This is a genomic window from Amycolatopsis sp. NPDC005961, assembly GCF_040629235.1.
Taxonomy (GTDB): Bacteria; Actinomycetota; Actinomycetes; order Mycobacteriales; family Pseudonocardiaceae; genus Amycolatopsis; species Amycolatopsis camponoti.
The window spans coordinates 1-21,478 of the sequence record NZ_JBEXVF010000012.1; the positions used below are offsets into that span (position 1 = coordinate 1).

A 21,478-nucleotide genomic window follows, 5' to 3' on the forward strand; every position below is an offset into this window, starting at 1 on the left:
CGGCTCACCGGGCGGTCGGTGACGCTGCGGCTGGACGAGGTGCGCGCGGTGCACGCTCCAGGTGAAGCCGTGCCGCTCGGCGGCCGCGAAGAGCTCGTCCGAAACCGCAGCTCAACAGCCAGCACCCTACCCAAGATCAGCGATCTTGAGTCAAAGGCAGGTAAGGTGACGGAATGGTCATGCGGGTGGCGATTCCCGTGCTGCCGTGCCGAGATGTGCAGGCAGCGCGGTCGTACTTCACGGACGTGCTCGGATTCGACACCATATTCACCTGGGAGACCCCACCTAGCTACGCGGCCGTGATCCGCGACACCGCCGAGTTCCACCTGTACGCCGAAAGCAGCGTCGGCCCGGCCAGGGTGACGGTTATCGTCGACGACGTCGATTCCTGTCACGACGAGTTGCGCGCCCGCGGCGCCGACATCGTCGAGCCACTGGCTGACCGGCCCTACGGGATGCGCGACTTCAACGTACGGACACCCGATGGGCACTTGTTGATCTTCAGCCAGCCGCTTACCGAGTACGGGTGACCATCAGCGGACCAGCCGGAAGAATGACCGGACCTAAGTCGCTGCCCTGGGCGCCGAACCGCCGGCAGCCGAGCCGGGCCATCAGCTCGCGCCACGCCTCGGATATCCGCTCGATCCCCCACCCCGGCGCGGCCGGCTTGTCGCTGAAGCCGTAACCGGGAAGCGATGGGCAGACCCCTGGAACGGGCCGCTTAGTGCGCAGATTTTCGCCGTTCACACGACGAAACCGCAGCTCAACAGCCAGCACCCTACCCAAGATCGGCGATCTTGAGCCAAGTCAGGTCGCCGTCCGGCACCCCGGGCCGGCGGACGCCCAGTGCGCCGGGATCGGTCGCTAGCCGGTCCCCCTCGGTGAGACCTCGCCGACATTCGCCTGGTCGAGCAAACGTATCGAATGATACGTTCTCGTTCGTGACGAAGTCTGCGAGGTGATCCCGATGATCGACGTCTATGAAGCGGTCACGAGCCGGCGGGCGGTGCGGGCCTTCGACGACCGGCCGGTCCCGAAAGAGGTGCTGGAGCGGGTGCTGTTCGCGGCGGCCTGGGCGCCGTCCGGGTCGAACCTCCAGCCGTGGCATGCCTACGTGCTGACCGGCGCGCCGCTGGCCGAGCTCAAGAAACGCGCCGGCGAGCGCCTGGCCGCGGGCGATCCCTGGGATGAGCCGGAGTACGAGATGTACCCGTCCGCGCTGAAATCCCCGTACCGCGAACGCCGATCCGAGTTCGGCGAGCACCGCTACGGCGCGCTCGGCATCCCGCGCGAAGACGGGGAAGCGCGGCAGCGGGCCGCTTCCGCGAACTGGGATTGCTTCGGCGCTCCCGCCGCGTTGTTCTGCTACCTCGACCGCGAGCTGGGCCGGCCCCAGTGGTCCGACGCCGGCATGTACCTGCAGACCGTCATGCTGCTCCTGCGTGCGGAGGGGCTGCACAGCTGCCCGCAGATGGCGTGGGCGAAGTTCCACCGGACCGTCTCGGAGATCGTGGCGCCGCCGCCCGGGCTGTTGCTCTTCTGCGGCCTGTCGATCGGCTTCGAGGACCTCGCGGCGGACCGGTCCCGCATCGGCCGGGCGCCGCTCGGCGCCACGGTCACGTTCGTCGACGCCTGACACGTCCGTCCGGCCGGAGCCCGCCTGGCTGACCGGAGTCGACAAATCGGCTAACCGAAGGCCGTCAGGAGCTTGTCCAGTGCGGTGCGGGCCGTGGCGGAGGTGTAGGGGCCGAGAGCCACGAGGGACGCGACCAGTGCCGCGACCTCGCCCGGGCTGAACGTCACCGGCGGCACGACGGCCGGCATCGAGAGCCGGTAGCCGCCGCCGACGCCGCGCTTCACCTCGACCGGGACACTCGCCTCGCGCAGGCGCGTGACGTCGCGCTCGACGGTCCGCACGGTCGTCCCGGTGCGCTCGGCCAGCACTCGGCCGGTGACGAACCGGGGCGCCCGCGCGCGCATCTCCTCGATCAGGGCGTGCTGGCGCTCGACCAGCGGCACGGCCTGGTGCAGCTGGGTCATCCCCGGGTAGCGGCCGGAGCCGACGAGCCGATCCACGCGCGCCCCCCTAGCCGACATGGCTTTGTCGGGAATCGGATTCTACGGTGATTCCATGATCCTGGTCCGTCCCGCTTCGCACTTCGAAGACGTCGCTTCGATCCTCAACCCCAGCGGGAACGAGCGCGCCTGCTGGTGCCTCGCTTACCGCGTCACTTCGGCCGAATACAGCGCGCTGCGCGGCGAAGCGCGGGCGGAGCGCGTCCGGGGCCTTTGCGCGGACGAGCCCGCGCCGGGCGTGCTCGCCTACGACGGGGACACGCCGGTCGGGTGGTGTGGCGTCTCGCCGCGGTCGCGCATGGAGCGGTTGAAACGCTCGCGGACGATGCCCGCGCTCGACGACCTGCCGGTGTGGAGCGTGGTGTGCTTCGTGGTGCGCTCGTCGCACCGGCGTCGAGGCGTGTCGGCGGCGTTGCTGGCCGGGGCGGTCGACTACGCGCGTGCGTCCGGCGCCCCGGCGGTCGAGGGCTACCCGGTCGACCCGGAGGGCGCGCGCATCAGCTCGAGCGCGGCCCACGTCGGCACGACGTCGCTGTTCGAAGCGGCGGGGTTCGAGCGGGTCCGGGCGACCGAAGCGCGGGCGGACCGCCGGGTCCGCTGGCTGATGCGGCTCGATCTCCGCTGATCAGAGGTCCAAGACGACGTCCTCCCGCGGCCGCGCGCAGCAGACGAGCGCCTTGCCCGCCGCCGGCGGCTCCAGGGGCTCCGGGTCGTACTCCACCCGGCCCGAGAGCACCGGCGTCACGCACGTGTGGCAGACCCCGGTCCGGCACGACCAGCGCGTCGGGACGTCGCACGCCTCCGCGAACTCCAGCAGGCTGGGGTACTCCTCGCTCCACGGCACCGTGAGCCCGCTGCGCGCGAACATCACCGCCGGGCCGGTTCCCGCCGCGCCCGCCGGGGCGTGCGGGGTCTTCCGGACGACGCCGGTCAGTCCCGGGTTGATCGCGGACACCCCGCCGAACAGTTCACTGTGGACGCGAGAGGCGTCGAAACCCAGTGACACCAGGGACTCCCGCATCGCCGTCATGAACGCGTCCGGGCCGCAGAGGTACGCGGTCGCGTCCCGCGGCAGGTTCAAAGTGGACAATACTTCGCGGGTGAGCCGGCCGCTTTCCGTCGTGTAGCGGACGTGCTCGCGACCGTCGGGCAGGCTCGCCAGCAGCCGGTGCGCCTCGGCCGCGAACGCCTGCTCGGCCGCGGTCCGGGTGGTGTGCAGCCACCAGACCGGCTGCGAAGCCCGGCGAGCGGCCAGTGCGTGGAGCATCGCCAAGACCGGCGTCACGCCGATGCCCGCGGACACCAGCACCACGGGACGGTCGTCGCCCGCCAGGACGAAGTCGCCGCGGGGTGCCGCGACGTCCACCAGCGCGCCGGGCGCGAGCCGGCTGGTGAGGTAGCTGCTGACCACGCCGTCGCGCTTGACGCTGATGCGGTACTCGGCATCCGACGGCGCCGCGGACAGCGAGTAGCTGCGGACCGGTGCGGGGTCGCCGGCGCCGGGGACGCGCAGCGTGAGGTACTGGCCGGGCTCGGGACGGGGGAGTGGCTCGCCGTCGTCGGCGGCCAGGTGGATCGAGGACACGGCCGGGCTTTCGGGCACCACCCGGGCGACGCGCAACGGCCGGAAGCCGCGCCACCCGCTCGGCGCGGGCGCGGGCTTCGCCGCGAGCAGGTCGCGGAAGGACCCCTGCCAGCCGGGGCTGAGCGCCGGGATGTCGACGGCCTTGCGGAGCGCCTCGGTGTCGCGGCCTGGCAGGTACAGGAGCGCGTCGATGTCCGCGACGCTCATCTCGTGGCGGCCGGTCCGGGTGCGGACGATCTCGTCGCCGGCCTCGACGTGGCCTTCGGTGACGACGCGCAGGTAGAAGCCGGGTCGGTGGTGCGCGACCAGCAGCGATGGCATCCGCGGCTCGCCCAGGCGCATCCCGACGCGGAAGCACGTGACGCGGGGCTGGGTGACCTCGAACTCGGCCTCGCCGATCCGGTAGCGGTCGCCGATGTGCACTTCGTCGTCGGGCAGGCCGTCCACGGTGAAGTTCTCGCCGAACTGGCCGTCTTCGAGGTCGTCGCGGCCGAGGAACCGCCGCCAGTGCTCGTAGGACTGACGCTGGTACACGAGCACCGCGCGGTTCTCGCCGCCGTGGCCGCCCAGGTCGCCCTGGCCGTCGCCGTCGACGTTGAGCCGGCGGACCAGCAAGCGGCCTTCGACGGGGTACTTGAAGATTCCCGTGTGGACGGTGCGCCCTTCCCAAGGCACGTCCTTCGGCATCCCGACGTTCAGTGACACCAAGCGGGCCATCGTGGTCGTCTCCTTCAGTCCGCGGCGGTACGGGAGCGCTGGTAGTGGCGCCGGGCCTTCATGCGGTTGCCGCACACGGCCATCGAGCACCAGCGGGCGCTGTTGGGCTTGCTGTGGTCGATCAGGAAGAGCCGGCACTCCGGGTTGGCGCACGGGCGCAGCCGGCCGGGGCTCGACTTCGCGAGCGCGTCCCAGGCGAGCACGGCCCGCGCGGCGGCGGACCGGCCGGCGGGGACGTCGAGCACCCACTCGACGCCGTCGTCGCCGAAGGCCGCCCGGTAGGTGACGTCGTCGACGAACCGCGCGGCGGCGCGGGGCTCGGCCTGACCGCGGACGATCCCTTGCAGCGCGGACCGAGCCTCCAGCAGCGCGCGGTGCTCGTCGCCGCCGGCCGGTTGCCCGTGGTCGGCGAGCCACTGCCGGGCCGCCCGCTCGTCGGCGAGGTCGTCCGCGGGGGCGCCGTCGCGGACCGGGGTCGTGTTCAGCAGATCGAGGAGCAGTGTCTCGTCGGTCATCGGCCTAACCTCCAAACTCACTGTTGACAGGTTACCCTACCGGTGCTTCCATGTCTAACCATCAAACAAAGTTAAAAAGGTTAGGAGGAGGTCATGGGACTGGCCTGGCAGCAAGGACCACTGGCGACGCGGGGGGTGGGGCACTTCCTGGTCGAGCAGCCGCTGCCCGAGCGGCTGCTGTTCGCCGAGCCGCTGCGGCGGCGGATGCGCGTGCGGTTCGGCGGGGAGTGGGTGGCCGACAGCGAGGACGTCGTCCTGCTGCACGAACCCGGCCGGTACCCGGTGGCGTACTTCCCGCTCGCCGACGTCCGCGACGACGTGCTCGTCGCCGAGGACCGGACGACGACGCACCGCGACCTCGGGCCGACCGAGTGGTACGCCGTCTGGACGGCCGACAAGCAGGCCCCGCGCGCGGCCTGGCGCTACACCGGCCTCCCGGGCCACGCCGACGTCCTGGGCGACCGCGTCGCCTTCGCCTGGCGGGCGATGGACGCGTTCTACGAGGAGGAGGAGCGGATCGTCGGCCACGCGGCCGACCCGTACCACCGCATCGACATCCGGCAGACCGCACGCCACTTGGTTGTGCGCGACGGCGACCGCGTCGTCGCCGAGACCCGGCGGCCGGTCGTGCTCTACGAGTCGGGCTTCGCGCCGCGCTGGTACGTGCCGCGCGAGGACATCGACCTGACGGCGCTGACGCCGGTCGAGGGCGAGACCTTCTGCCCGTACAAGGGATTGGCGGGCTACTTCGACATCGGGTCCGGCAAACGCGCCGCGTGGTCGTACCCGGAGGCGTGGCCCGAGGTCGAGCGGGTGTCCGGGTTCGTGTCGTTCGAACCGGACGTCGTCGACGTGACCCTCGACGGCCGCAAGCTCGCCCTCGAACCGGGGCAGAGCGTCACCCCGCACGGCATCGACCGGGGCCTGGACCCCGACGAACTCCTTGCTCCGAAGGGAAACTGAGATGACTTCCTTGAAGGACCGCACGGTCCTCGTGATCGGCCGCGGCAGCGGCATCGCCCGCGCGGTGACGCTCGCCGCCCGCGCGGCCGGGGCCACGGTCGTGGTCGCCGGACGCGACGAAAAGTCCCTGGTCTACGACGATCCGGACGTCACCACCGCGTCGGTCGACCTCACCGACGAAGCCTCCGTCGCCGCCCTGGCCGAACGGCTCGGCCAGGTCGACCACGTCGTGTCGACGGCGTCGGCCCGGGCGCGGGGGACGGTGGGCGAGCTGGCCCACGACGTCGTGCTCCGGTCGTTCGACGTCAAGGTGCTCGGCCCGCTGCTGCTGGCGAAGCACTTCGCGCCGCGCATGCCCGAAGACGGCTCGTTCGTCTTCTTCTCGGGTTCTTCCGCGCGCAAGCCCGCGGCGGGCATGCTCGCCGTCGGCGCCACGAACGCCGCGGTCGACGCACTGACCCGGGGGCTCGCGGTGGAGCTGGCGCCGATCCGGGTGAACGCGATCTCGCCCGGCACCATCGACACCGGGGCCTACGACGCGCTCGGCGAAGAGAAGAAGGCCGCGCTGTTCGCCGCCCGCGCGGCCACCAGCCCGGCGCGTCGCGTCGGCCTTCCCGAAGAGATCGCCGAAGCCGTGGTCTTCGCGCTGGGCAGCGGCTTCCTGACCGGTGTCTCCCTCAACGTCGACGGTGGTGAACCCCTTGTCTGAGTTCAGCATCGAGGTCCTCACGCTGCCGGTCGCCGACGTCGACCGGGCGGTCCGGTTCTACCGCTCCCTCGGTTTCGTTCTCGACGTCGACTACGCGCCGAACGACGGTTTCCGGGTCGTCCAGCTGACCCCGCCCGGGTCGGCGGCGTCCATCCAGCTCGGGGTCGGCCTGACCGGCGCGGCCCCGGGTTCGGCCCGGGACCACTACCTGGTGGTGGCCGACATCGAAGCGGCACACGGGGAACTGGCCGGGCGCGACGTGCCGGTCAGCGCGCTGCGCCACAAGAAGTCCGCGGACTGGCAAGGGGACTACGCGCCGGGTGCCGACCCGGACCGGCGTGACTACGCGAGCTTCTTCGGCTTCGCCGACCCGGACGGCAACACGTGGATCGTCCAGGAACGCGGCTACACCGCGCGGTAGGCGACGCCGCTCGCGTTCGGGGTCGTGCCGGAGTAGAGGCCGGTCGGGGACGTGGACGTCGACAGCGAGAACCACGCGTACCGCTCGACGTACGACTGCCCTTCGAGCATCGCCGTGGATCGCTGGACGAAATCGACCTGCTGGGCCGACGACGGATAACGCGGCGTGGACCCCGAAAAGTCGATGAGGGCGTACTCCGTCAGCCAGATCGGCAGGTGGTAGCGATCGTGGACCTTCTGCAGGTACGACTGCAGCTGCCCGGAAGCCGCGCTCGAAAAGTCGCCGCCGTACCAGTGCAGCGGGATGAAGTCGACGCGATACCCGCGCGCCGCGGCGCCGCTCATGAACCGGTCGAGCCACCCGCCCGCGACGTCGCCGCCGTAGGCCACCGCCGGCGCGCCGAGCCGCAGCCCGGTGGACTGCAGCTGCGGCCACAGGTCCAGCGCGGTCTCGACCGGCATGCTCGCCTGACCCGCCAGGTCCGGTTCGTTGAAGCCCAGCAGAGTGCGGCCGTTCGCCTTGGCCCGGTCGAGCTGGTCCTGCGTGACGGAGTCCTTGCCCCAGATCATGGGCACGAACTCGGTCCCGGCGGGCACGGCGATGCCCTGGGGATCGGGCGCCCACGTGTAGAACCACTTCGCCCCGACGTCCTTCAACGCGGTCGCGGCGCCGGAGTACGGGTTGGCGCTGACACCCTTCTTGCCGCTCGCCCCGGCGGCGGGCGCGGCGAAACCGCCGAGAGCGAGCAGAACGATGGCCACGACGGCGAGCATTTTCTTCACGAGCCGCTCCTCGGTGAATGTCACGCTGGTCCGCTACCGGCGTAACGCACTGCCGAGGCGCGCGGCAAGATCGCGGCGACGCCGAGGGCACGAACAGGAACCGTCCTTGCCCGCGCGATCAGGCGACCGGGAACGTCGTGCCGATGCCCATGCCGGTGATCCACTCCGGGACCGGCTCGTAGCTGGTCCAGACGAGCGGTGCCGCCGCCGCGACCTGGCCGATCAGCCAGCAGCGCACCTCGTGACCGCCGCTGCCCGCCATGGTTTCGAGCGTCTCGTGCCCGAGGTCGGCGATCGCTTCGGCGTCGTCGGTGGCCAGGCGGTCGAGGAACCACCGGTCCCATTCGGTGTTCACGCGCGCGCCGGGGTCGCCGCCCATGGCGCGGACGCGGGGTTCGCGGGCCGCGGCGAACGCGCGGACGTCCGCGCGCCCGTGGATCAGCGACGAGCGGCGTTCACCGGCCACGAGCCGGGGGTCGTTCGACGGCAGCCAGTGCGACAGCCCGCCGCTCGCCGCCACCAGCACCCGGCCGGGAAAGTCCGCCGAGCGCAGGGCCGCGCCCAGGGCCCGGCCCAAGGCGACGCACCGCCGCAAGGTCGGCAGCGGCGGCGCGGCCGTGTTGACGACGATCGGCACCATCGGCAGCGTGGTACCGCCGGTCAGCATCTCGTAGGTCTGCACGATGCCGTGGTCGACCGTCAGCGAATACGACAGCGACACGTCGAACCCCGCGCCGGTCAGTCCGTTGTGGACGGACCACGCCAGCTCCCCGGCGACCGGCAGCGGTCCTTCGGTGCTGCCGAAGTCGCCGAACCCCACCGCGTGCTCGACGCCCAGCACGAACGGCGGCATCACGTCGTAGAAGTTGCCGTGGAAGTGGTCGGGCCCGATCACGACGATCGCGTCCGGCGCGAGCGCTTCCACCGCCCGGCGCGCCAGCGTGGCGTCGGCGAGGAACCGCGCGCCCGGGCCGCCCTCGGCCGGTGGCGGCAGCAACGTCGCGAACGGGCTGTGGGACATGCCCGCGAACCCGGCGATCCCGGCCATCAGGACGGGTCCTCTCCGGTCAGCAGCCAGGCGCGGTGGACGTCGAGGAACTCGTCGACCTTTTCCCACTGCGGCCAGTGCCCGGCGTCGTCGATGACGTGCAGCAGCGCGTCGGGCAGCCAGCCGAGCAGCAGCTCGGCCTCGTCGAGCCCGCCGGTGGGGTCGTGGCTGGTCCACAGCAGCAGCGTCGGCGCCTTCACCTTCGACACCCAGGACGGGTCCCACGCGAAGTCCTTGCGCACCTCGGGGTCCTGCAGCACGAGCGTGTTGCCGATCGCCCGGGCGAACCCGGGCCGCGAGTACACCCGGCGGCGCAGGTTCACCAGCTCGTCGGTCACCAGCTCCTTGTGGTGGAACAGGAACTCGACCCGCCGGCGCACGGTCTCGTCGCTCGGGTCGAGCACCGCGGCCATCGTGCTGTCGCGCATCCGGGCCATCACCTCGGGCTTGTTCGCGATGTTGCCCGGCGTGTTGAGCACGAGCTTGTCGACGCGGTCGGGGTGGTGCGCGGCGGTCCACGCGACCACCCAGCCGCCGAGCGACTCGCCGGACAGGTGGGCGCGCCCGATGCCGAGAGCGTCCAAAAGGGACACGAGGTGCGCGGACAGGACGTCGATCGTGTAGGGCCGGTCGGGCAGGTCCGACCAGCCGTGGCCGACCATGTCGTAGGCCGTGACGCGGAAGTCGCGGGCCAGGCCGGCCAGGTCGCGGGCGTAGGCCTCCAGGTGCCCGCCGGTCCCGTGCAGCAGGACCAGGTCGGGCCCGGCGCCCGCTTGCAGGACCCGCGTCCGCACCGGACGTCCGTCCAGTGGCACGTCGACGTAGCGCAGGGTGTGTTCGAGCTCGCCCAGCTCGCCCCAGATGCCGACGTGCTCGGGGATCGGCTTGGTCACTGGTCCTCCCGGTGGTCGAAGCGGGTACGGGCTTCGGCGAGGGTCGCCGATCCCGCACTTTGCCGGCGGTTCAGGCCGAACAGGCCGAGCAGCCGCGAGTTCTCGATGGTCAGGAACTCGACCGGGTGCCCGGCCGAGTCGTTGTGGTGCCGGTGCCAGGTCCACGGCGGCGTGTAGACGAACGAGCCGGTCGTCCAGCTCACGGTCTCGTCCTCGATCTCGCTGTGGCCGTCGCCGGACAGGACGAAGTGGACGGTCTCGTGGTGGTGGCGCTGCAGGTCCGAGCTCTCGCCGGCCGGGATGACCTGCCGGAAGAGCTCGAACGTCGCGGTCGGCAGCGTGCCGGCGATCCGCAGCGACGTCGGGTTCGGGACGCTGCCCGGCGGTATCTCCTCGAGGTCTTCGTCGTGCACCACCAGCGGTCGTTCGCCGCCGGGGCGCACGGTGCGGGCGATGCTCGCGAGGAAGTCGGTCATGGCGAAGCCGGGGCCGGTCGTGGTCATGGCGCACCTTCCGTTCAGGCGGGGCATTCCGTGCGGCCGCCGTCGACGGTCAGCACGGATCCGTTGACGTAGCCTGCTTCGGGCGAGGCCAGGAACGCCACCGCGGCCGCGACCTCCCGCGGCGCGGCAGCGCGTCCGGCGGGGATGGCGGCGAGGTCCTCGGCCATCGCGGTCGCGACGTCGATGCCCGCCGCGCCGGCCCGGCTGCGCACGATCTCCAGGCGCCGCGGGGTGAGCGTGGCCCCGACCGCGACGCAGTTGACCGTGACGCCGCGGTCTGCGTACTCGAGGGCGGCCAGCTTCGCCGCCGACGTCGTCGCCGAGCGCAGCACCGTCGAGGCGGCCAGCTCCGGCTGCGGCTGCCGCACGGCCGTCGAGCTGATCACGACGACGCGGCCGAACCCGCGTTCGGCCATCGCGGGCAACGCGGCACGCATGAGCGACAGCGGGCCGAGGACCAGCAGGTCGAGGTCGTGGTGCCACTGCCCGGCGGGGACGTCGAAGACACGGCCGGGCGCCGGCCCGCCCGCGTTGGCCACGACGACGTCGAGCGTGCCGTGCCGGTCCCGTACCCGGGCCACGGCGTCGGCCGCCGCGGCCGGGTCGGCGAGGTCGCAGACGACGTGCCCGACGTCGTCGCCGAGCGTCGAGGCGGTTTCCGTCAGGGTCGCCTCCGTGCGGCCGGCGAGGACCACGCGGTGGCCACTCGCCAGCAGAGCGGCCGCGCAGGCCGAGCCGATGCCGCCGGCACCGCCGCCGACGAGCGCCACCCGGCGGCGTTTCGGATGAGACTGGTTGCTCTCCATGATGTGACCTACATTCGGGCCATGACCGCCGGCCGGCCAAGGACGGGTCCCACTGCCCGGGACTCCGAAGACGTCACCGCCTCCGGGGCGCTCGAACGCGCCGCCGCGCTCCTGGACGCCTTCGACGCGACCCACCGCGAACTGACGCTGTCCCGGCTCGTCGAGCGCTCGGGGCTGCCACGCTCGACCGTGCACCGCACCGCGGCCCGGATGATCGAGCTCGGCTGGCTGGACAAGCCCGGCGAGAAGTACCGGATCGGGAACCGCCTGTTCGAGCTGTCCGGCCTGGTGCCGGTGCGCCACGAACTGCGCGAGGCCGTGCTGCCCTACCTGCAGGACCTCTACGCGGCGGCCAAGACGACCGTGCAGCTCGGCGTGCTCGAAGGCACCCGGGTGCTCGTCGTCGAGAAGATCGGCGGGCACCGGCCGCTGCCGATGCTCGACCAGGTCGGCGGCTTCATCCCGGCGCACTGTTCCGGGCTCGGCCGGGCGATCCTGGCCTGGTCCGGCGCCGACGTCGTCGCGTCGGTGGTGGCGGCCGGGCTCACCCGGCGGACCCCGCGCACGATCACCGGTGCCGACGCGCTGGAGCGCGAACTGGCCGTCGTCCACGAGCAGGGCTGGGCCTACGACCGGGAGGAGGGCAACGCCGGCATCAGCTGCGTCGCGGCCCCGATCTTCGACTTCACCGGCACCGTGACCGCCGCGCTGTCGGTCACCGGGCCCAGCGCCGCGGTGCAGCCCGACCGGATCGGCCCGGCCGTGCGGATGGCGGCCGCGGCGGCCAGCCGCGCCTACTCCGCCCGGCGGTGGGCGGTGGCCCGCCCGGAGTTGCCGTCCCAGTGACCAGGACTCGCGGTTGGGTGTGCGCCCCCGCCTGATCCACGCTGTGGCGCACGCCGAGCCGGGCCACCCGGCCCGGACGTGCCGGACGAGGAGGACCAGGCATGCGCGTCGCGATCATCGGGGCCGGACTGGCCGGGCTGACCACGGCCAAGGTGCTGCTGCAGGCCGGCCACGACGTCGAGGTCTTCGACAAGGCCCCGGACGTCGGCGGGGTGTGGAGCCGGACCCGGCGCTACCCGGGCCTGACCACCCAGAGCCCCAAGGCCCAATACTCCTTTTCGGACTTCCCGATGCCGGGGGACTTCCCGGAGTGGCCGACCGGCGCGCAGATCCAGGAGTACCTCGCGGACTACGCCGACGAGTTCGGCGTCACGCCCCACCTGCGGCTCGGGACCACCGTCGAGTCGGTGGTCCCGGACGGCGCGCGGTGGGTGGTGACCACCGGGGCGCAGGGGGCCTCGGTGGTCGACCGCGTCGTCGTCGCCAACGGAGTCTTCTGCGAGCCGGCGCTGCCGGACTACCCGGGCCGCGCGGAGTTCGAGGCGGCGGGCGGGCGGCTGCTGGCCGGGCCGGACTTCCACGACGTCGCCGACGCGCGGGGCAAGCACGTGCTCGTCGTCGGGTACGGCAAGTCGGCGTGTGACGTGACCGTGGCGATCAGCGAAGTGGCCGAGACGACCGACGTCATCGCCCGGCAGCTGCTGTGGAAGGTGCCGCGCAAGATCGCCGGCGTGCTCAACTTCAAGATGCTGCTGCTGACCCGGCTCGGCGAGGCGCTGTTCCGCTACCGGTGGCTGCGCGGGTTCGAGAAGTTCTTGCACGGCCCCGGAAACCGGCTTCGCCGCGCGATGCTCAACTCGATCGGCTCGGTGTCGGTGCGGCAGTTCGGGCTCGCGAAGCACGACCTGGTGCCGCGCGGACGGATGGAGGACATCGTCAAGAACGCGATCGGCCTGGCCACCGAAGGGTTCTTCGAAGGCGTCGCCGACGGGTCGATCCGCGTCCACCGCGACCAGGTGATCCGGCGGCTGTGCTCGTCCGGAGGCCGCCCGTGCGCGGAACTGGCCGACGGCACGGTGCTGCCCGCCGACCTGGTCGTCTGCGCGACCGGGTTCACCCAGGGCGTCCCGTTCCTGCCCGCCGCCGTCCAGGAACGGCTCTTCGACGAGCGCGGGAACTTCCTGCTGTACCGGCAGATCCAGCCCCTGGCCGCGCCGGGCCTCTACTTCAACGGCTACAACTCGTCGTTCTTCAGCCCGCTCAACGCCGAGCTGGCGGCGGTCTGGATCGCGGCCGACCTCGCGGGCGCGCTCACCCTGCCGGACGAGGCGACCCGGCGCGCCGACGTCGTCGCGCAGCTGGCCTTCCTGGACGTCGCGACCGGCGCGCACCACTGCCGCGGCACCAAGATCATCCCGTTCTCCATCCACAACGTGGACGAGGTGCTCGGCGACCTCGGCGTCCAGATCGGCCGGTTCACCCGCTTCACGCACTGGCTGAACCCGGTCGTCCCCGCGGCCTACCGGTCGCTCACGCCGGCCGTGCTGACCCGGCTGAAGGACACCCCCGAACCCGCGAAAACCCCGCTGTAGCGAAGGAGTTCCCGATGAGCACCGCGACCGGCCACCACGTCATCCACCCCGGTGACGGCACCAACCTGGGCGCGATCGGGCTGGGGATCCACGCCCGCCTGACCGGCGCCGACACGAACGGCGCGTACTCCCTGTTCGAGTACGTCGTGCCGCCGGGCCTCGGCGGGCCGCCGACCCACGTCCACACCCGCGAGGACGAGCTGTTCACCTGCGTCCAGGGCCGCGTCGAGGTGGAGCTCGACGGCGAGCGGCACGTCCTCGGCCAGGGCGATTCCCTGCTGATGCCGCGCGGGGTGCCGCACGTGTTCCGCAACCCCTTCGACGAGGAGACCCGCGTCATCGCGGTGGTTTCGCCGCCCGGCCTGGAGAACTACTACCGCGAGCTGTCGCAGCTGCCGCCCGGCCGGGACATGAAGCTCGTCGCGGAAGTGATGACCCGCTACGGCTTGGAGCTGCGGAGGTGAACCGCGCCCGGATGGTCCACGCGATGTGCGCGGCGGTCGACGCGGGCGACGCCGAGTCGTTCGCGTCGTGGTTCGCCGACGACGCGACGTACGCGTTCGCCAACGACGAGCCGCTGACCGGCCGCGCCGCGATCACCGCGGCGACGGCCGGCGCGGCGGGAGCGCTGCCCTGGGTCCGCCACACCGTCGAGCAGGTCGCGGAAGTGGGCGAGGACCAGCTGTTCTGCCGCTTCACGATCGAGACGGCGGCCCCCGACGGCACGCCGCTGGCGCTGCCGTGCGTGACGGTCATCCGGCTGGCGGGGGACCGGGTGACCGACTACCGCGTCCACATGGACATCACGCCGGCCCTCGCTCCGGTCGTGGCCGGGCGATCCGGGGATGTGCCGCCCGCCCCGGAACCGATCGGCTCCGGGGCGGAACGCCGGTAGCTCAGGCGCCGGGGCCCGAGTAGATCTCCGCCGCCTTGGGGGCGGTGACCGTCGTCGGCTTGTCCCAGTCGGAGAACTCCAGCGTGCCGTTCTTGGGGGCCTGCATGCGCAGCAGGTAGTGCGGCTCGGTGGCCGCGACCGTCGCGGTGCCGTCGGTGCTGGTGAACGTCAAGGCCGGGACGCCGCCGGCCGTGGTCGGCCCGCCCTCCTTGAACGACGTGGACGCCAGCTGGCCGACCGTGTTGTCGGTGAAGGTCTTGTAGTCGAGGAACTGCTTGAACGCCTCGCCGATCCCCGCGCCGACCTGGGACGTCGAGGGCACCCACTTGTCCTTGAGGAGCTTGCCCACCGACGCCGGGATGCCGGCCTTGTCGATCAGCGACTGGCTGAACCGGAAGAAGTACTTGTCGCCGGTGCGCAGGACCGGGATCTCGAGACCGTCCTGCACCACGGTGCCGCTCGCGCTGTCCGGGTTGAGCTGCAGGTCGAGGTTGATGTTCCCGCCCTCGGCGACCGTGCCGCGGATGTGCACGGCCTTGGCCTGCTTCGCGGCCGCGGCGACGGCGGAGCCGGCCTCCGACCCGGCGAGCGAGGCGGCTTCGACACTCGCGGACGTCGGGGCGCCGGTGGACGACGCGGCGGCCGGCGACGGCGTGCCGGCGGTGCTCGAGCAACCGGCGGAGATCAGGGCGGCGACCGCCCCGGTGGCGATGAGCGCTCCCAGGTGGAGACGAGACATGGTGAGAAGGTCCCCTCGTGAAGGTCCGGGTCATCCGGACACGATCGGGATATCGACCGGATGGGTGATCTGTTACGGCCTGCTGTGTGACAGATCGAGATCGATCGCCCGTACTCCGTCAGAGCGAACTCGAAGGGCCAGTTTCTCACCCTCGGTAACGATGATGAGACCTCGCAGCGACGGATGGCGCAGAGCGTGGCCGCATTCGGTCCTGCCGCCGCTGCTCCGAAAGACGCCTGCGCGATTTGGTCAGCCGCCTCCGGCAAAGCCGGCTTGACATAAGCGGACAGCTGTCCACTAAGCTAAACGGACAGATGTCCACTTCGATCGGGGAATCTTCATGACCATTCACGGCAAGGTCGTCGCCATCACCGGCGCCAGCAGCGGCATCGGCGAGGCGACCGCCCGTCACCTCGCCTCGCTCGGCGCACCCGTCGTCCTCGGGGCGCGGCGCACCGACCGGCTGGACCGGCTGGTCGCCGAAATCGAGGCCGGCGGCGGCAAGGCGACCGCCTTGCGCGTGGACGTCACCGATCCCGGCGATCTCCACGCGCTCGTCGCCGCGGCCGTCGAGCGGTTCGGCCGGCTGGACGTCCTGGTGGGCAACGCCGGGGTCAGCCGGATCAGCACCGTCGCCGACCTGGACGTCGAAGGCTGGTCGGCGATGGTCGACGTGAACGTCAAGGGCGTCCTGCACGGGATCGCGGCGGCCCTGCCGGTGTTTCGCGGGCAGGGCAGCGGCCACCTGGTCACGGTCGTCTCGACCTCCGGCCTGAAGATCGTCCCCACTCAGGCGGTGTACGCCGGGACGAAGAACGCGGTCCGCACCCTCCTGGAGGGCTTGCGGCAGGAGAGCACCGACGGCGTGCCGCGGACGACGTCGATCTCGCCCGGCTACGTCCGCACCGAGTTCATCGACCACGCCGTCGACGACCCGGCGGTGCGCGAGCAGGCCCGGCGAGCCATGGCCGACCTCGGCATCGAGCCCGAGGCGGTGGCCCGGGCGATCGCCTTCGCGATCGACCAGCCCGACGACGTCGAGATCGGGGATCTGACCATCCGGCCGTCCCGGCAAGGCTGACGCGCTCTCCGCGGGTTGCGTTCAGGTGGCACATCGCACTCCCGCTGCACGAGCACGGAAGGTGGCCGTCTTTCTCCATGGGAGCACGTTCGGTGAAAAGATCACCGAACGGGAGGGAGATCTCATGAACCGCATCGGAGTCGTCCGTACCGCCGCCATCACCGGTCTGGCCGCGGCGCTGGGCCTGGCCGCCGCCGTGCCGGCGATGGCCGCGCCGGGCGCGGACCCGGTCACCACCGTCGCCGACCTGAACGGCGACGGGGAGATCGAGACCGTCAACGCCCAGCTCGTCGGAGAGGACGATCAGCTGATCTCGGCCACGGTCGACGGGACGTACACCTCGATCCACCTGCCGGCGGACAGCCGGTTCGGGATCCAGGCGCCGCGCGTGGCCGACCTCAACGGGGACGGCCGGGCCGAGCTGCTCGTCGCCCGCTCGATCGGCGCGAACACGACGTTCTTCGCCGTGCTGCACTTCGACGGGCGCAACCTCGGCCAGGTCGTCGGCCCGGACGACCAGCCGTTCTCGGTCGCCGAGGGCGGTGGCGTCGCCGCTCATCTGGGCTACCAGTGCGCGCCGCTGGACGGGGGCCGCGCCTTCGCGACGGTCGCCGCCGAGAGCGACGACGTCGGCCGCCCGGTCGACCAGCTCACCTACTCGGGCACCCGCACCGTCTACACCCTTCGCGACGGCGCCTTGAGCGTCCACGACACGGTCCCGTTCAGCGGCCGTCCGGTGACGGACCCGGTGCTCGACGCCGATTCCGCCGGCTGCGCGTGAGTCATTGACCTACGGAACCTCTTCAGATTGTGACACAATCCGAAGAGGTTCCGTAGGTGACGAGGAGAGCGCATGGCGATCGACGGGGTCCGGGTTCACGGCGCATCGGGGCAGCCGGTGCTGTTGTTGCCCGGCGGCGCGGAAGCGTGTGACGGCTTCTTCCCGGGCCTCGTCGAAGGCCTTGTCGCCGACCCGGGGTGCCGGGTGATCGTGCACGACCGGCCCGGCACGGGCACCGCCGCCGAGGGGACGCTCGCCGGCGCCGCGGACCACCTGAGCGCCCTGATCGACGGGCTCGGGTGCGGTCCGGTGGTGGTCGTCGGGCAGAGCCTCGGCGGCGCCGTGGGCGTGCTGCTGGCCCGCGCCCACCCCGAGCAGGTCGCGGGTCTCGTCCTGCTCGACCCGACGGTGATCAACGACCCCCGCACCTGCGCGGTCCTGGAACGCATGACCCGCGTGCTCGGAAGCGCCGCGGCGTTGCCCGGACTGCGCTCGCTGCTTCCGCGGATCCTGCGCGCCGCTGTCGTCCGGTCCACGCGACGGCAGCGGCTGCGGCCGGACTGCGAGGCCGCGCAGCTGCGGATGGCGGACCTCGACATCCCGGTGCTGGCCCGCGCGGTCCGCGGCATCACCGAGCTGTCCCGCGGCCTGCGGGAAGCCGACCTGCCCCGCGTGCCGTCGGTCGTGGTGACCGCGGACCGCAAGCCGGGCGCCGCGATGCGCCGGGGCCACGTGCGGCTCGCGGACGCGTTCGGCGGCGAGGTCGTGTGCTGGCCGGGCGCGACGCACAGCGTGCACCTCGACCACCCCGACGAAACCCTCGCCACCGTGCGGGAAGTCGTCACCCGGGTGAGCGCGGCGGCCTGACCGGTCTGATCGGTCTGACCGGTCAGCGGGCGAGGTGCTTGCGGACGTCCTCGGCCACGCCCGCGCGTCCGCTCATCCGGTACTTGGCCAGGATGTTGCGGACGTGGGTCTTGGCCGTGTGGAGGCTGATTCCCAGCTCGCGCGCGATCTGTTCGTTGTGCATGTCGCTGGTGAGGAGGACCGCGACGCCCTGTTCGGCGGCGGTGAGCGACCGAAAATGTTCTTCGGGCCCGTTGTCGATGTCGAGCGTGAGCTCGACCAGGTCCGACTGGAGCTGCTGGCAGTCGGTGACGATGCGTTGCAGGGCTTCGCGCAGCGAATCCGCATCAGGAAGCCCGAGGGCGTCCTGGGCCCGCTGCCGGACGTCCGCCACGCGGGACGAGAGGAGCTCGACGATGTGGTCCGCGGTGACCACCGGGGCCGCGTCCTCGACGTCGGCCGGCAGGCGGCGGAGCGCGTCCACGTCTTCGGCTTCGGTCGTCAGCACGCGGGCCACCAGGTCGGCCAGCCATTCGAAGGCGCGCACGGCGTTGTCGTCGAAGGTGTCCGGCCGGTAGCTCTGCATGGACATCATGCCGAACACCGGTTCGCCGTCGCGGCCGCGGCGGAACAGCGGGGTGGTGACGGCGTCGGCGGAAGCGCGGCTCGTGTCCCCGGAAGCGACGCCGGCGTTGAGCGCGGCACCGTTGTCGTACTGCATCCGGTAGGTCTGGCGGTGTTTCAGGAGCCAGGCGGCCTGGCCGTGCGGCCCGTAGATGTGCGACGCCGGATCGGTGTACATCCCGCCGTCGTAGCCGTACGGGTAGCGGACGCGGTTCGCGCCGTGGAAGAACCCGATGTAGAAGTGGTCCAGGGGAACGATCTTGCTCATCACGGCGCGGGCGTAGTCGTAGAGGCCGTAGTGGTCGTTGCGGTAGTTCGCGTCGATCTTGTGGAACGCCTCGCGCAGGATCAACGTCGTCTCGGCGTCGACGCGGAGCCGGGGCGGTCGTTCCGGGTCGTCGGGCACCGTCCCATGATGAGGCCCCGGCGCGATTCCGTCACTCCGCGAGCGATGGAAAAGCCGGGCGTCGTGCTGCGAGCGTGGACGGGTCGACGAGCCGGGAGAAACGGAGGAGTCCCGATGGAGACCCATTCCTGAAGCCTCAGCCGAGCGGAGTCCCGGTGTGGTCGGCGAGGGCGTCGAGAAGCCGCTCCTGGAGGTCGTGGTCACCCGCGGAGGGGTGCCGGGCGGCGCGGCGCCGGTGATACCAATAGCCGTCCGTCGTAAGGACTTCCGGCTCGTCACTCGTCGCGAGCCAGGTCTGGGTCGACACGCCCAGGCGCAGGTCGTCGGGGGCGCCGGCGCCGCCCATGCGGGTGGGGACCCAGCCGGGGTCGACGGCGTGGGCGCGCACCCGCGGCCACCGCCGGGCGACGGCGGCCGCGAGCGTCGTGAGCAGCAGCTTGCTGTCGGAGTAGGAAGCGGTCGGCCGGGCGCCGGACCAATCGAGGCCGGTGAGCTCGGCGCGGCCGCCGCGGTGCATGCCGCTGCTGAGGTAGATCAGGCGCGCGGGCGTGTCGACCAGCGCGGTCAGCAGGTAGGGCGCGACCACGTTGACCGGGAGCACGGACGGGCCGGTCATGACCCCGGCGTTGTGGATCACGGCGTCCATCTGCCCGAGCCGGTTCACCTGCGCGGCGACGTCCCGCGTCCGGCCGGGGTCGGCGAGGTCGCCGGTCACGACGTCGGCACCGCGCGCGGCCAGGTCGTCGACCCGGCCGGCATCCCGGGCGTGGGCGACGACCTGGTGGCCGTCGTCGAGGAGGGCTTCAGCGGTGAGCCGGCCGAGGCCCTGGGTGCAGCCGGTGACGAAGATCCGTGCCATGGTCCCCGACGCTACGCCCGCCGGACACCGCGGCGGTGACCTGGTGATACACCTGAAGGGCTCAGACGGTCGCCGTCTTCGGGCCCGAGCTGCCGATGACGTCGAAGTCGCGCGCCTTGCCCGTGGTGTTGAGGTGGGCGATGTCGGCCTGCTCGAAGTCGACGTCCAGCACCGGTGAGTCCTTCTCCAGGTCTCGCCGGTGCTCGCTCGGGATGCCCCAGTCGTACCGCTTCTGGATCTCGACGTGGTAGTCGACCTGGTCGCCGTGCTTCTCGCCGACCAGGCGGTACTGGAAGTGGTTGAACGAGTAGTACCAGTCCTGGCCGCCCTTCCCGTCCCGCCCCAGGTCCGGCGCGGTCGTCGTCCAGCCGGTCGTGAACGGGCCGTCCGGGCCCTTGCCCACCTCCGCCACGGACTTGCCGACCTGGTCCCGGAACGACGGCATGTCGTCGAGCATGTCCTGCACCGGCGCCTCGACCGTCTTGCCGTCGCCGTCGAGGTAGTGCTGCAGGAGCCAGGCCGCGTGGTCGTTGCCCTGCTTGACCAGCCCCAGCAGGACGACGTTGTGCAGCTGGTTCCAGACCCGGCGGTCGTGCTCGGTCGGCGGGAGGACGCCGTAGCGGCGGTCCTCGGTCTCGAAGTTGTCCTGCGTGCCGAAGACGACCTTGAGGTTGCGGGCCAGCTCTTCGTCGATTTCGGTGGCCTGCCGGAGATGCGCCTGGATCTGCTTCTCCAGGCCGTCGGCGATGTCGGCCTGCTCGCCGAGCGCGTCGAAGTACCCCGGCGACACGCCCGGCGTGTCGTCCCAGGTGACCTGGCCCGCGGCGGTGACCGTCATGCCCTGTTCGCGCGCCTGCCGCTGCAGGTCGAGCACCGCTCGCTGGTGACCTTCGAGGCCCTTGACGCCGGCGGTGCCCTCACTGCCGTCGGCTTCGACGTCGATGTACTTGCGCAGCGCCGTCACCTCGGCGTCGACGGCGTCGAAGTCCCAGCGGATCCGGGCGCAGTACTTGGTCGCGGCCGCACCGCCCTTGCCGGCCCACTCGCCGTCCTCGAGCGGTGTCACGACCGCGGACTCGTAGGCGTCGCGCATCCGGTGGAGCTTCTGGTGGACGAGCGCCCACTGCTCGGCGAACGTCTCCAGCCCGGCGACGTCGAGTTCGGTCAGCTGCCGGAAATCAACCACGGATCCGCTCCCCGCCCGCCGCGTCGGTTTCGGTGTAGGCGTCGGCGCTCAGCCGGAAGTTCTCCGCGCCCTCGGCGAGCCGGCGGTGCAGGAGGTCGTTGAGCCCGTCCCACCGCGACCGCATGTCGTCGACACTGCCGGCGAACGCCCACCCCGGCGCGGCCCGCCGGAGCGGATCGAAGGTGTCGTCGGCCGCACCGCGCAAGGCGTTCACGGCGACGGCGGTCTCGTCACAGGCATCGGCGCGTTGCCGCAGCCAGGAGGGCGTCACCCCGATGTCCGGCTCTCCCCAGGGCGGCACGCGCTTCGGCGGCGGCCCGGGGGAGGGCGACGGCGTGGGTTCGGGGTGCGAGCCGTGGTCGCCGGGGGACGGCGGCGGCGGGGTCACCCCAGGGGTGGGCTCGGACACCACTCGCCATTCTCCTGCCACCACGGGACTCCCTCCACAAGATCTTCGGCCAGGCTACGAGATCCGACAATCCGGTGGCGGTGGGCGTTCCGCGGCGCTCATGGTTTCGGCGTCAGGCGAAACGAGGGGGAAGTGACGCGGCTCGCAGGGGAGCCTGCCCGCCCCGCGAAGCCGGACGGTTCCGTCGGCGTCCACT

Annotated in this window: 26 protein-coding genes and 1 pseudogene; 13 read left to right on the top strand and 14 right to left on the bottom strand. The window is 71.9% G+C overall.

The window, feature by feature from the left end:
- The first annotated feature begins 173 nt into the window (after window positions 1-173).
- Window positions 174-530, top strand: coding sequence for a VOC family protein (locus ABZ342_RS13325; RefSeq protein ID WP_360472267.1), 357 nt, complete (start codon window positions 174-176; stop codon window positions 528-530).
- 31 nt (window positions 531-561) lie between these two features.
- On the opposite strand, the pseudogene ABZ342_RS13330 reads toward ABZ342_RS13325, so the two are convergent.
- A pseudogene (locus tag ABZ342_RS13330) lies at window positions 562-705 on the bottom strand (epoxide hydrolase); the annotation flags it as partial.
- Between the two features lie 265 nt (window positions 706-970).
- On the opposite strand from ABZ342_RS13330, the gene ABZ342_RS13335 reads away from it, so the two are divergent.
- Window positions 971-1,636, top strand: a complete 666-nt coding sequence (locus ABZ342_RS13335) for a nitroreductase (RefSeq protein ID WP_360472737.1) — start codon at window positions 971-973, stop codon at window positions 1,634-1,636.
- A gap of 50 nt (window positions 1,637-1,686) precedes the next feature.
- Here the strand turns inward: ABZ342_RS13335 and ABZ342_RS13340 are convergent, their stop codons facing one another.
- A complete protein-coding gene (locus ABZ342_RS13340; protein WP_360472269.1) occupies window positions 1,687-2,076 on the bottom strand; it encodes an HTH domain-containing protein in 390 nt (129 codons plus the stop codon).
- A gap of 55 nt (window positions 2,077-2,131) precedes the next feature.
- Here ABZ342_RS13340 and ABZ342_RS13345 point away from each other — a divergent pair, with 55 nt between their 5' ends.
- Window positions 2,132-2,701: a GNAT family N-acetyltransferase gene (locus ABZ342_RS13345; RefSeq protein WP_360472272.1), complete on the top strand. Its 570-nt coding sequence runs from the start codon at window positions 2,132-2,134 to the stop codon at window positions 2,699-2,701.
- Here ABZ342_RS13345 and ABZ342_RS13350 read toward each other — a convergent pair whose 3' ends face one another.
- Together ABZ342_RS13350 and ABZ342_RS13355 are read right to left on the bottom strand one after the other, a co-directional pair.
- Window positions 2,702-4,378, bottom strand: coding sequence for an MOSC and FAD-binding oxidoreductase domain-containing protein (locus ABZ342_RS13350; protein WP_360472275.1), 1,677 nt, complete (start codon window positions 4,376-4,378; stop codon window positions 2,702-2,704).
- A gap of 14 nt (window positions 4,379-4,392) precedes the next feature.
- Window positions 4,393-4,893, bottom strand: a complete 501-nt coding sequence (locus ABZ342_RS13355) for a CGNR zinc finger domain-containing protein (protein ID WP_155543032.1) — start codon at window positions 4,891-4,893, stop codon at window positions 4,393-4,395.
- A 93-nt stretch (window positions 4,894-4,986) separates the two neighbouring features.
- On the opposite strand from ABZ342_RS13355, the gene ABZ342_RS13360 reads away from it, so the two are divergent.
- Genes ABZ342_RS13360 through ABZ342_RS13370 form a run of 3 tightly spaced genes read left to right on the top strand, consistent with a single transcriptional unit; the run spans window position 4,987 to window position 6,986 of the window.
- Complete coding sequence (locus ABZ342_RS13360) at window positions 4,987-5,856, top strand: DUF427 domain-containing protein (protein WP_360472278.1); 870 nt, start codon at window positions 4,987-4,989, stop codon at window positions 5,854-5,856.
- Window position 5,857: 1 nt separating this feature from the next.
- The gene (locus tag ABZ342_RS13365; protein WP_360472281.1) at window positions 5,858-6,565 is read left to right on the top strand and encodes an SDR family oxidoreductase; all 708 of its coding nucleotides are present in this window, start codon (window positions 5,858-5,860) and stop codon (window positions 6,563-6,565) included.
- Complete coding sequence (locus ABZ342_RS13370) at window positions 6,558-6,986, top strand: VOC family protein (protein ID WP_360472283.1); 429 nt, start codon at window positions 6,558-6,560, stop codon at window positions 6,984-6,986. Before ABZ342_RS13365 ends, ABZ342_RS13370 begins: the two co-directional genes overlap by 8 nt.
- Here the strand turns inward: ABZ342_RS13370 and ABZ342_RS13375 are convergent.
- The 5 genes from ABZ342_RS13375 to ABZ342_RS13395 all read right to left on the bottom strand — a co-directional run bounded on the left by ABZ342_RS13375 (window position 6,971) and on the right by ABZ342_RS13395 (window position 11,018).
- Complete coding sequence (locus tag ABZ342_RS13375) at window positions 6,971-7,759, bottom strand: glycoside hydrolase family protein (RefSeq protein ID WP_360472740.1); 789 nt, start codon at window positions 7,757-7,759, stop codon at window positions 6,971-6,973. The genes ABZ342_RS13370 and ABZ342_RS13375 overlap by 16 nt on opposite strands.
- Window positions 7,760-7,886: 127 nt before the next feature.
- Window positions 7,887-8,816, bottom strand: coding sequence for a 2,3-dihydroxyphenylpropionate 1,2-dioxygenase (locus tag ABZ342_RS13380; RefSeq protein WP_360472286.1), 930 nt, complete (start codon window positions 8,814-8,816; stop codon window positions 7,887-7,889).
- Entirely contained in the window at window positions 8,816-9,709 is an 894-nt protein-coding gene (locus ABZ342_RS13385; RefSeq protein ID WP_360472289.1) for an alpha/beta hydrolase, read from the bottom strand. Before ABZ342_RS13385 ends, ABZ342_RS13380 begins: the two co-directional genes overlap by 1 nt.
- Window positions 9,706-10,212, bottom strand: a complete 507-nt coding sequence (locus ABZ342_RS13390) for a cupin domain-containing protein (RefSeq protein WP_360472292.1) — start codon at window positions 10,210-10,212, stop codon at window positions 9,706-9,708. The genes ABZ342_RS13385 and ABZ342_RS13390 overlap by 4 nt, the downstream gene beginning before the upstream one ends.
- Window positions 10,213-10,226: 14 nt before the next feature.
- Window positions 10,227-11,018, bottom strand: a complete 792-nt coding sequence (locus ABZ342_RS13395; protein ID WP_360472294.1) for an SDR family oxidoreductase — start codon at window positions 11,016-11,018, stop codon at window positions 10,227-10,229.
- 21 nt (window positions 11,019-11,039) lie between these two features.
- Between ABZ342_RS13395 and ABZ342_RS13400 the strand changes: the two genes are divergently transcribed.
- From ABZ342_RS13400 to ABZ342_RS13415, 4 genes are all read left to right on the top strand, one after another.
- On the top strand, window positions 11,040-11,864 hold the full coding sequence (locus ABZ342_RS13400; RefSeq protein ID WP_155543040.1) for an IclR family transcriptional regulator: 825 nt from the start codon (window positions 11,040-11,042) through the stop codon (window positions 11,862-11,864).
- A gap of 101 nt (window positions 11,865-11,965) precedes the next feature.
- Window positions 11,966-13,456 (top strand): NAD(P)/FAD-dependent oxidoreductase, encoded by a 1,491-nt coding sequence (locus ABZ342_RS13405; RefSeq protein WP_155543041.1) that lies wholly within the window; start codon window positions 11,966-11,968, stop codon window positions 13,454-13,456.
- Window positions 13,457-13,470: 14 nt separating this feature from the next.
- The gene (locus ABZ342_RS13410) at window positions 13,471-13,920 is read left to right on the top strand and encodes a cupin domain-containing protein (RefSeq protein WP_155543042.1); all 450 of its coding nucleotides are present in this window, start codon (window positions 13,471-13,473) and stop codon (window positions 13,918-13,920) included.
- Complete coding sequence (locus ABZ342_RS13415; RefSeq protein WP_360472298.1) at window positions 13,917-14,351, top strand: nuclear transport factor 2 family protein; 435 nt, start codon at window positions 13,917-13,919, stop codon at window positions 14,349-14,351. Before ABZ342_RS13410 ends, ABZ342_RS13415 begins: the two co-directional genes overlap by 4 nt.
- 1 nt (window position 14,352) lies before the next feature.
- Here the strand turns inward: ABZ342_RS13415 and ABZ342_RS13420 are convergent, their stop codons facing one another.
- Entirely contained in the window at window positions 14,353-15,090 is a 738-nt protein-coding gene (locus ABZ342_RS13420; protein ID WP_360472301.1) for a hypothetical protein, read from the bottom strand.
- Window positions 15,091-15,430: 340 nt separating this feature from the next.
- Here ABZ342_RS13420 and ABZ342_RS13425 point away from each other — a divergent pair, with 340 nt between their 5' ends.
- From ABZ342_RS13425 to ABZ342_RS13435, 3 genes are all read left to right on the top strand, one after another.
- Window positions 15,431-16,171, top strand: a complete 741-nt coding sequence (locus ABZ342_RS13425; RefSeq protein WP_360472303.1) for an SDR family oxidoreductase — start codon at window positions 15,431-15,433, stop codon at window positions 16,169-16,171.
- Window positions 16,172-16,295: 124 nt separating this feature from the next.
- A complete protein-coding gene (locus ABZ342_RS13430) occupies window positions 16,296-16,952 on the top strand; it encodes an FG-GAP-like repeat-containing protein (protein WP_360472306.1) in 657 nt (218 codons plus the stop codon).
- Window positions 16,953-17,024: 72 nt separating this feature from the next.
- Window positions 17,025-17,819: an alpha/beta hydrolase gene (locus ABZ342_RS13435; protein ID WP_360472309.1), complete on the top strand. Its 795-nt coding sequence runs from the start codon at window positions 17,025-17,027 to the stop codon at window positions 17,817-17,819.
- 22 nt (window positions 17,820-17,841) lie between these two features.
- Here ABZ342_RS13435 and ABZ342_RS13440 read toward each other — a convergent pair whose 3' ends face one another.
- The 4 genes from ABZ342_RS13440 to ABZ342_RS13455 form a co-directional block, all read right to left on the bottom strand.
- Window positions 17,842-18,828: a LuxR C-terminal-related transcriptional regulator gene (locus ABZ342_RS13440; protein ID WP_360472312.1), complete on the bottom strand. Its 987-nt coding sequence runs from the start codon at window positions 18,826-18,828 to the stop codon at window positions 17,842-17,844.
- A 136-nt stretch (window positions 18,829-18,964) separates the two neighbouring features.
- The gene (locus ABZ342_RS13445) at window positions 18,965-19,687 is read right to left on the bottom strand and encodes an SDR family NAD(P)-dependent oxidoreductase (protein ID WP_360472315.1); all 723 of its coding nucleotides are present in this window, start codon (window positions 19,685-19,687) and stop codon (window positions 18,965-18,967) included.
- A gap of 61 nt (window positions 19,688-19,748) precedes the next feature.
- The gene (locus tag ABZ342_RS13450) at window positions 19,749-20,873 is read right to left on the bottom strand and encodes a hypothetical protein (protein ID WP_360472318.1); all 1,125 of its coding nucleotides are present in this window, start codon (window positions 20,871-20,873) and stop codon (window positions 19,749-19,751) included.
- Complete coding sequence (locus tag ABZ342_RS13455; RefSeq protein WP_360472321.1) at window positions 20,866-21,282, bottom strand: hypothetical protein; 417 nt, start codon at window positions 21,280-21,282, stop codon at window positions 20,866-20,868. The genes ABZ342_RS13450 and ABZ342_RS13455 overlap by 8 nt, the downstream gene beginning before the upstream one ends.
- Window positions 21,283-21,478 lie beyond the last annotated feature (196 nt).

Excerpts from the sequence above, each read along its gene's own strand:
- ABZ342_RS13425 (WP_360472303.1), top strand. The coding sequence starts at position 15,431 with ATGACCATTCACGGCAAGGTCGTCGCCATCACCGGCGCCAGCAGCGGC.
- ABZ342_RS13420 (WP_360472301.1), bottom strand. The coding sequence starts at position 15,090 with ATGTCTCGTCTCCACCTGGGAGCGCTCATCGCCACCGGGGCGGTCGCC.
- ABZ342_RS13445 (WP_360472315.1), bottom strand. The coding sequence starts at position 19,687 with ATGGCACGGATCTTCGTCACCGGCTGCACCCAGGGCCTCGGCCGGCTC.
- ABZ342_RS13380 (WP_360472286.1), bottom strand. The coding sequence starts at position 8,816 with ATGGCCGGGATCGCCGGGTTCGCGGGCATGTCCCACAGCCCGTTCGCG.
- ABZ342_RS13350 (WP_360472275.1), bottom strand. The coding sequence starts at position 4,378 with ATGGCCCGCTTGGTGTCACTGAACGTCGGGATGCCGAAGGACGTGCCT.
- ABZ342_RS13400 (WP_155543040.1), top strand. The coding sequence starts at position 11,040 with ATGACCGCCGGCCGGCCAAGGACGGGTCCCACTGCCCGGGACTCCGAA.
- ABZ342_RS13360 (WP_360472278.1), top strand. The coding sequence starts at position 4,987 with ATGGGACTGGCCTGGCAGCAAGGACCACTGGCGACGCGGGGGGTGGGG.
- ABZ342_RS13355 (WP_155543032.1), bottom strand. The coding sequence starts at position 4,893 with ATGACCGACGAGACACTGCTCCTCGATCTGCTGAACACGACCCCGGTC.
- ABZ342_RS13345 (WP_360472272.1), top strand. The coding sequence starts at position 2,132 with ATGATCCTGGTCCGTCCCGCTTCGCACTTCGAAGACGTCGCTTCGATC.
- ABZ342_RS13435 (WP_360472309.1), top strand. The coding sequence starts at position 17,025 with ATGGCGATCGACGGGGTCCGGGTTCACGGCGCATCGGGGCAGCCGGTG.
- ABZ342_RS13410 (WP_155543042.1), top strand. The coding sequence starts at position 13,471 with ATGAGCACCGCGACCGGCCACCACGTCATCCACCCCGGTGACGGCACC.
- ABZ342_RS13405 (WP_155543041.1), top strand. The coding sequence starts at position 11,966 with ATGCGCGTCGCGATCATCGGGGCCGGACTGGCCGGGCTGACCACGGCC.
- ABZ342_RS13390 (WP_360472292.1), bottom strand. The coding sequence starts at position 10,212 with ATGACCACGACCGGCCCCGGCTTCGCCATGACCGACTTCCTCGCGAGC.
- ABZ342_RS13375 (WP_360472740.1), bottom strand. The coding sequence starts at position 7,759 with ATGCTCGCCGTCGTGGCCATCGTTCTGCTCGCTCTCGGCGGTTTCGCC.
- ABZ342_RS13395 (WP_360472294.1), bottom strand. The coding sequence starts at position 11,018 with ATGGAGAGCAACCAGTCTCATCCGAAACGCCGCCGGGTGGCGCTCGTC.
- ABZ342_RS13365 (WP_360472281.1), top strand. The coding sequence starts at position 5,858 with ATGACTTCCTTGAAGGACCGCACGGTCCTCGTGATCGGCCGCGGCAGC.
- ABZ342_RS13430 (WP_360472306.1), top strand. The coding sequence starts at position 16,296 with ATGAACCGCATCGGAGTCGTCCGTACCGCCGCCATCACCGGTCTGGCC.
- ABZ342_RS13325 (WP_360472267.1), top strand. The coding sequence starts at position 174 with ATGGTCATGCGGGTGGCGATTCCCGTGCTGCCGTGCCGAGATGTGCAG.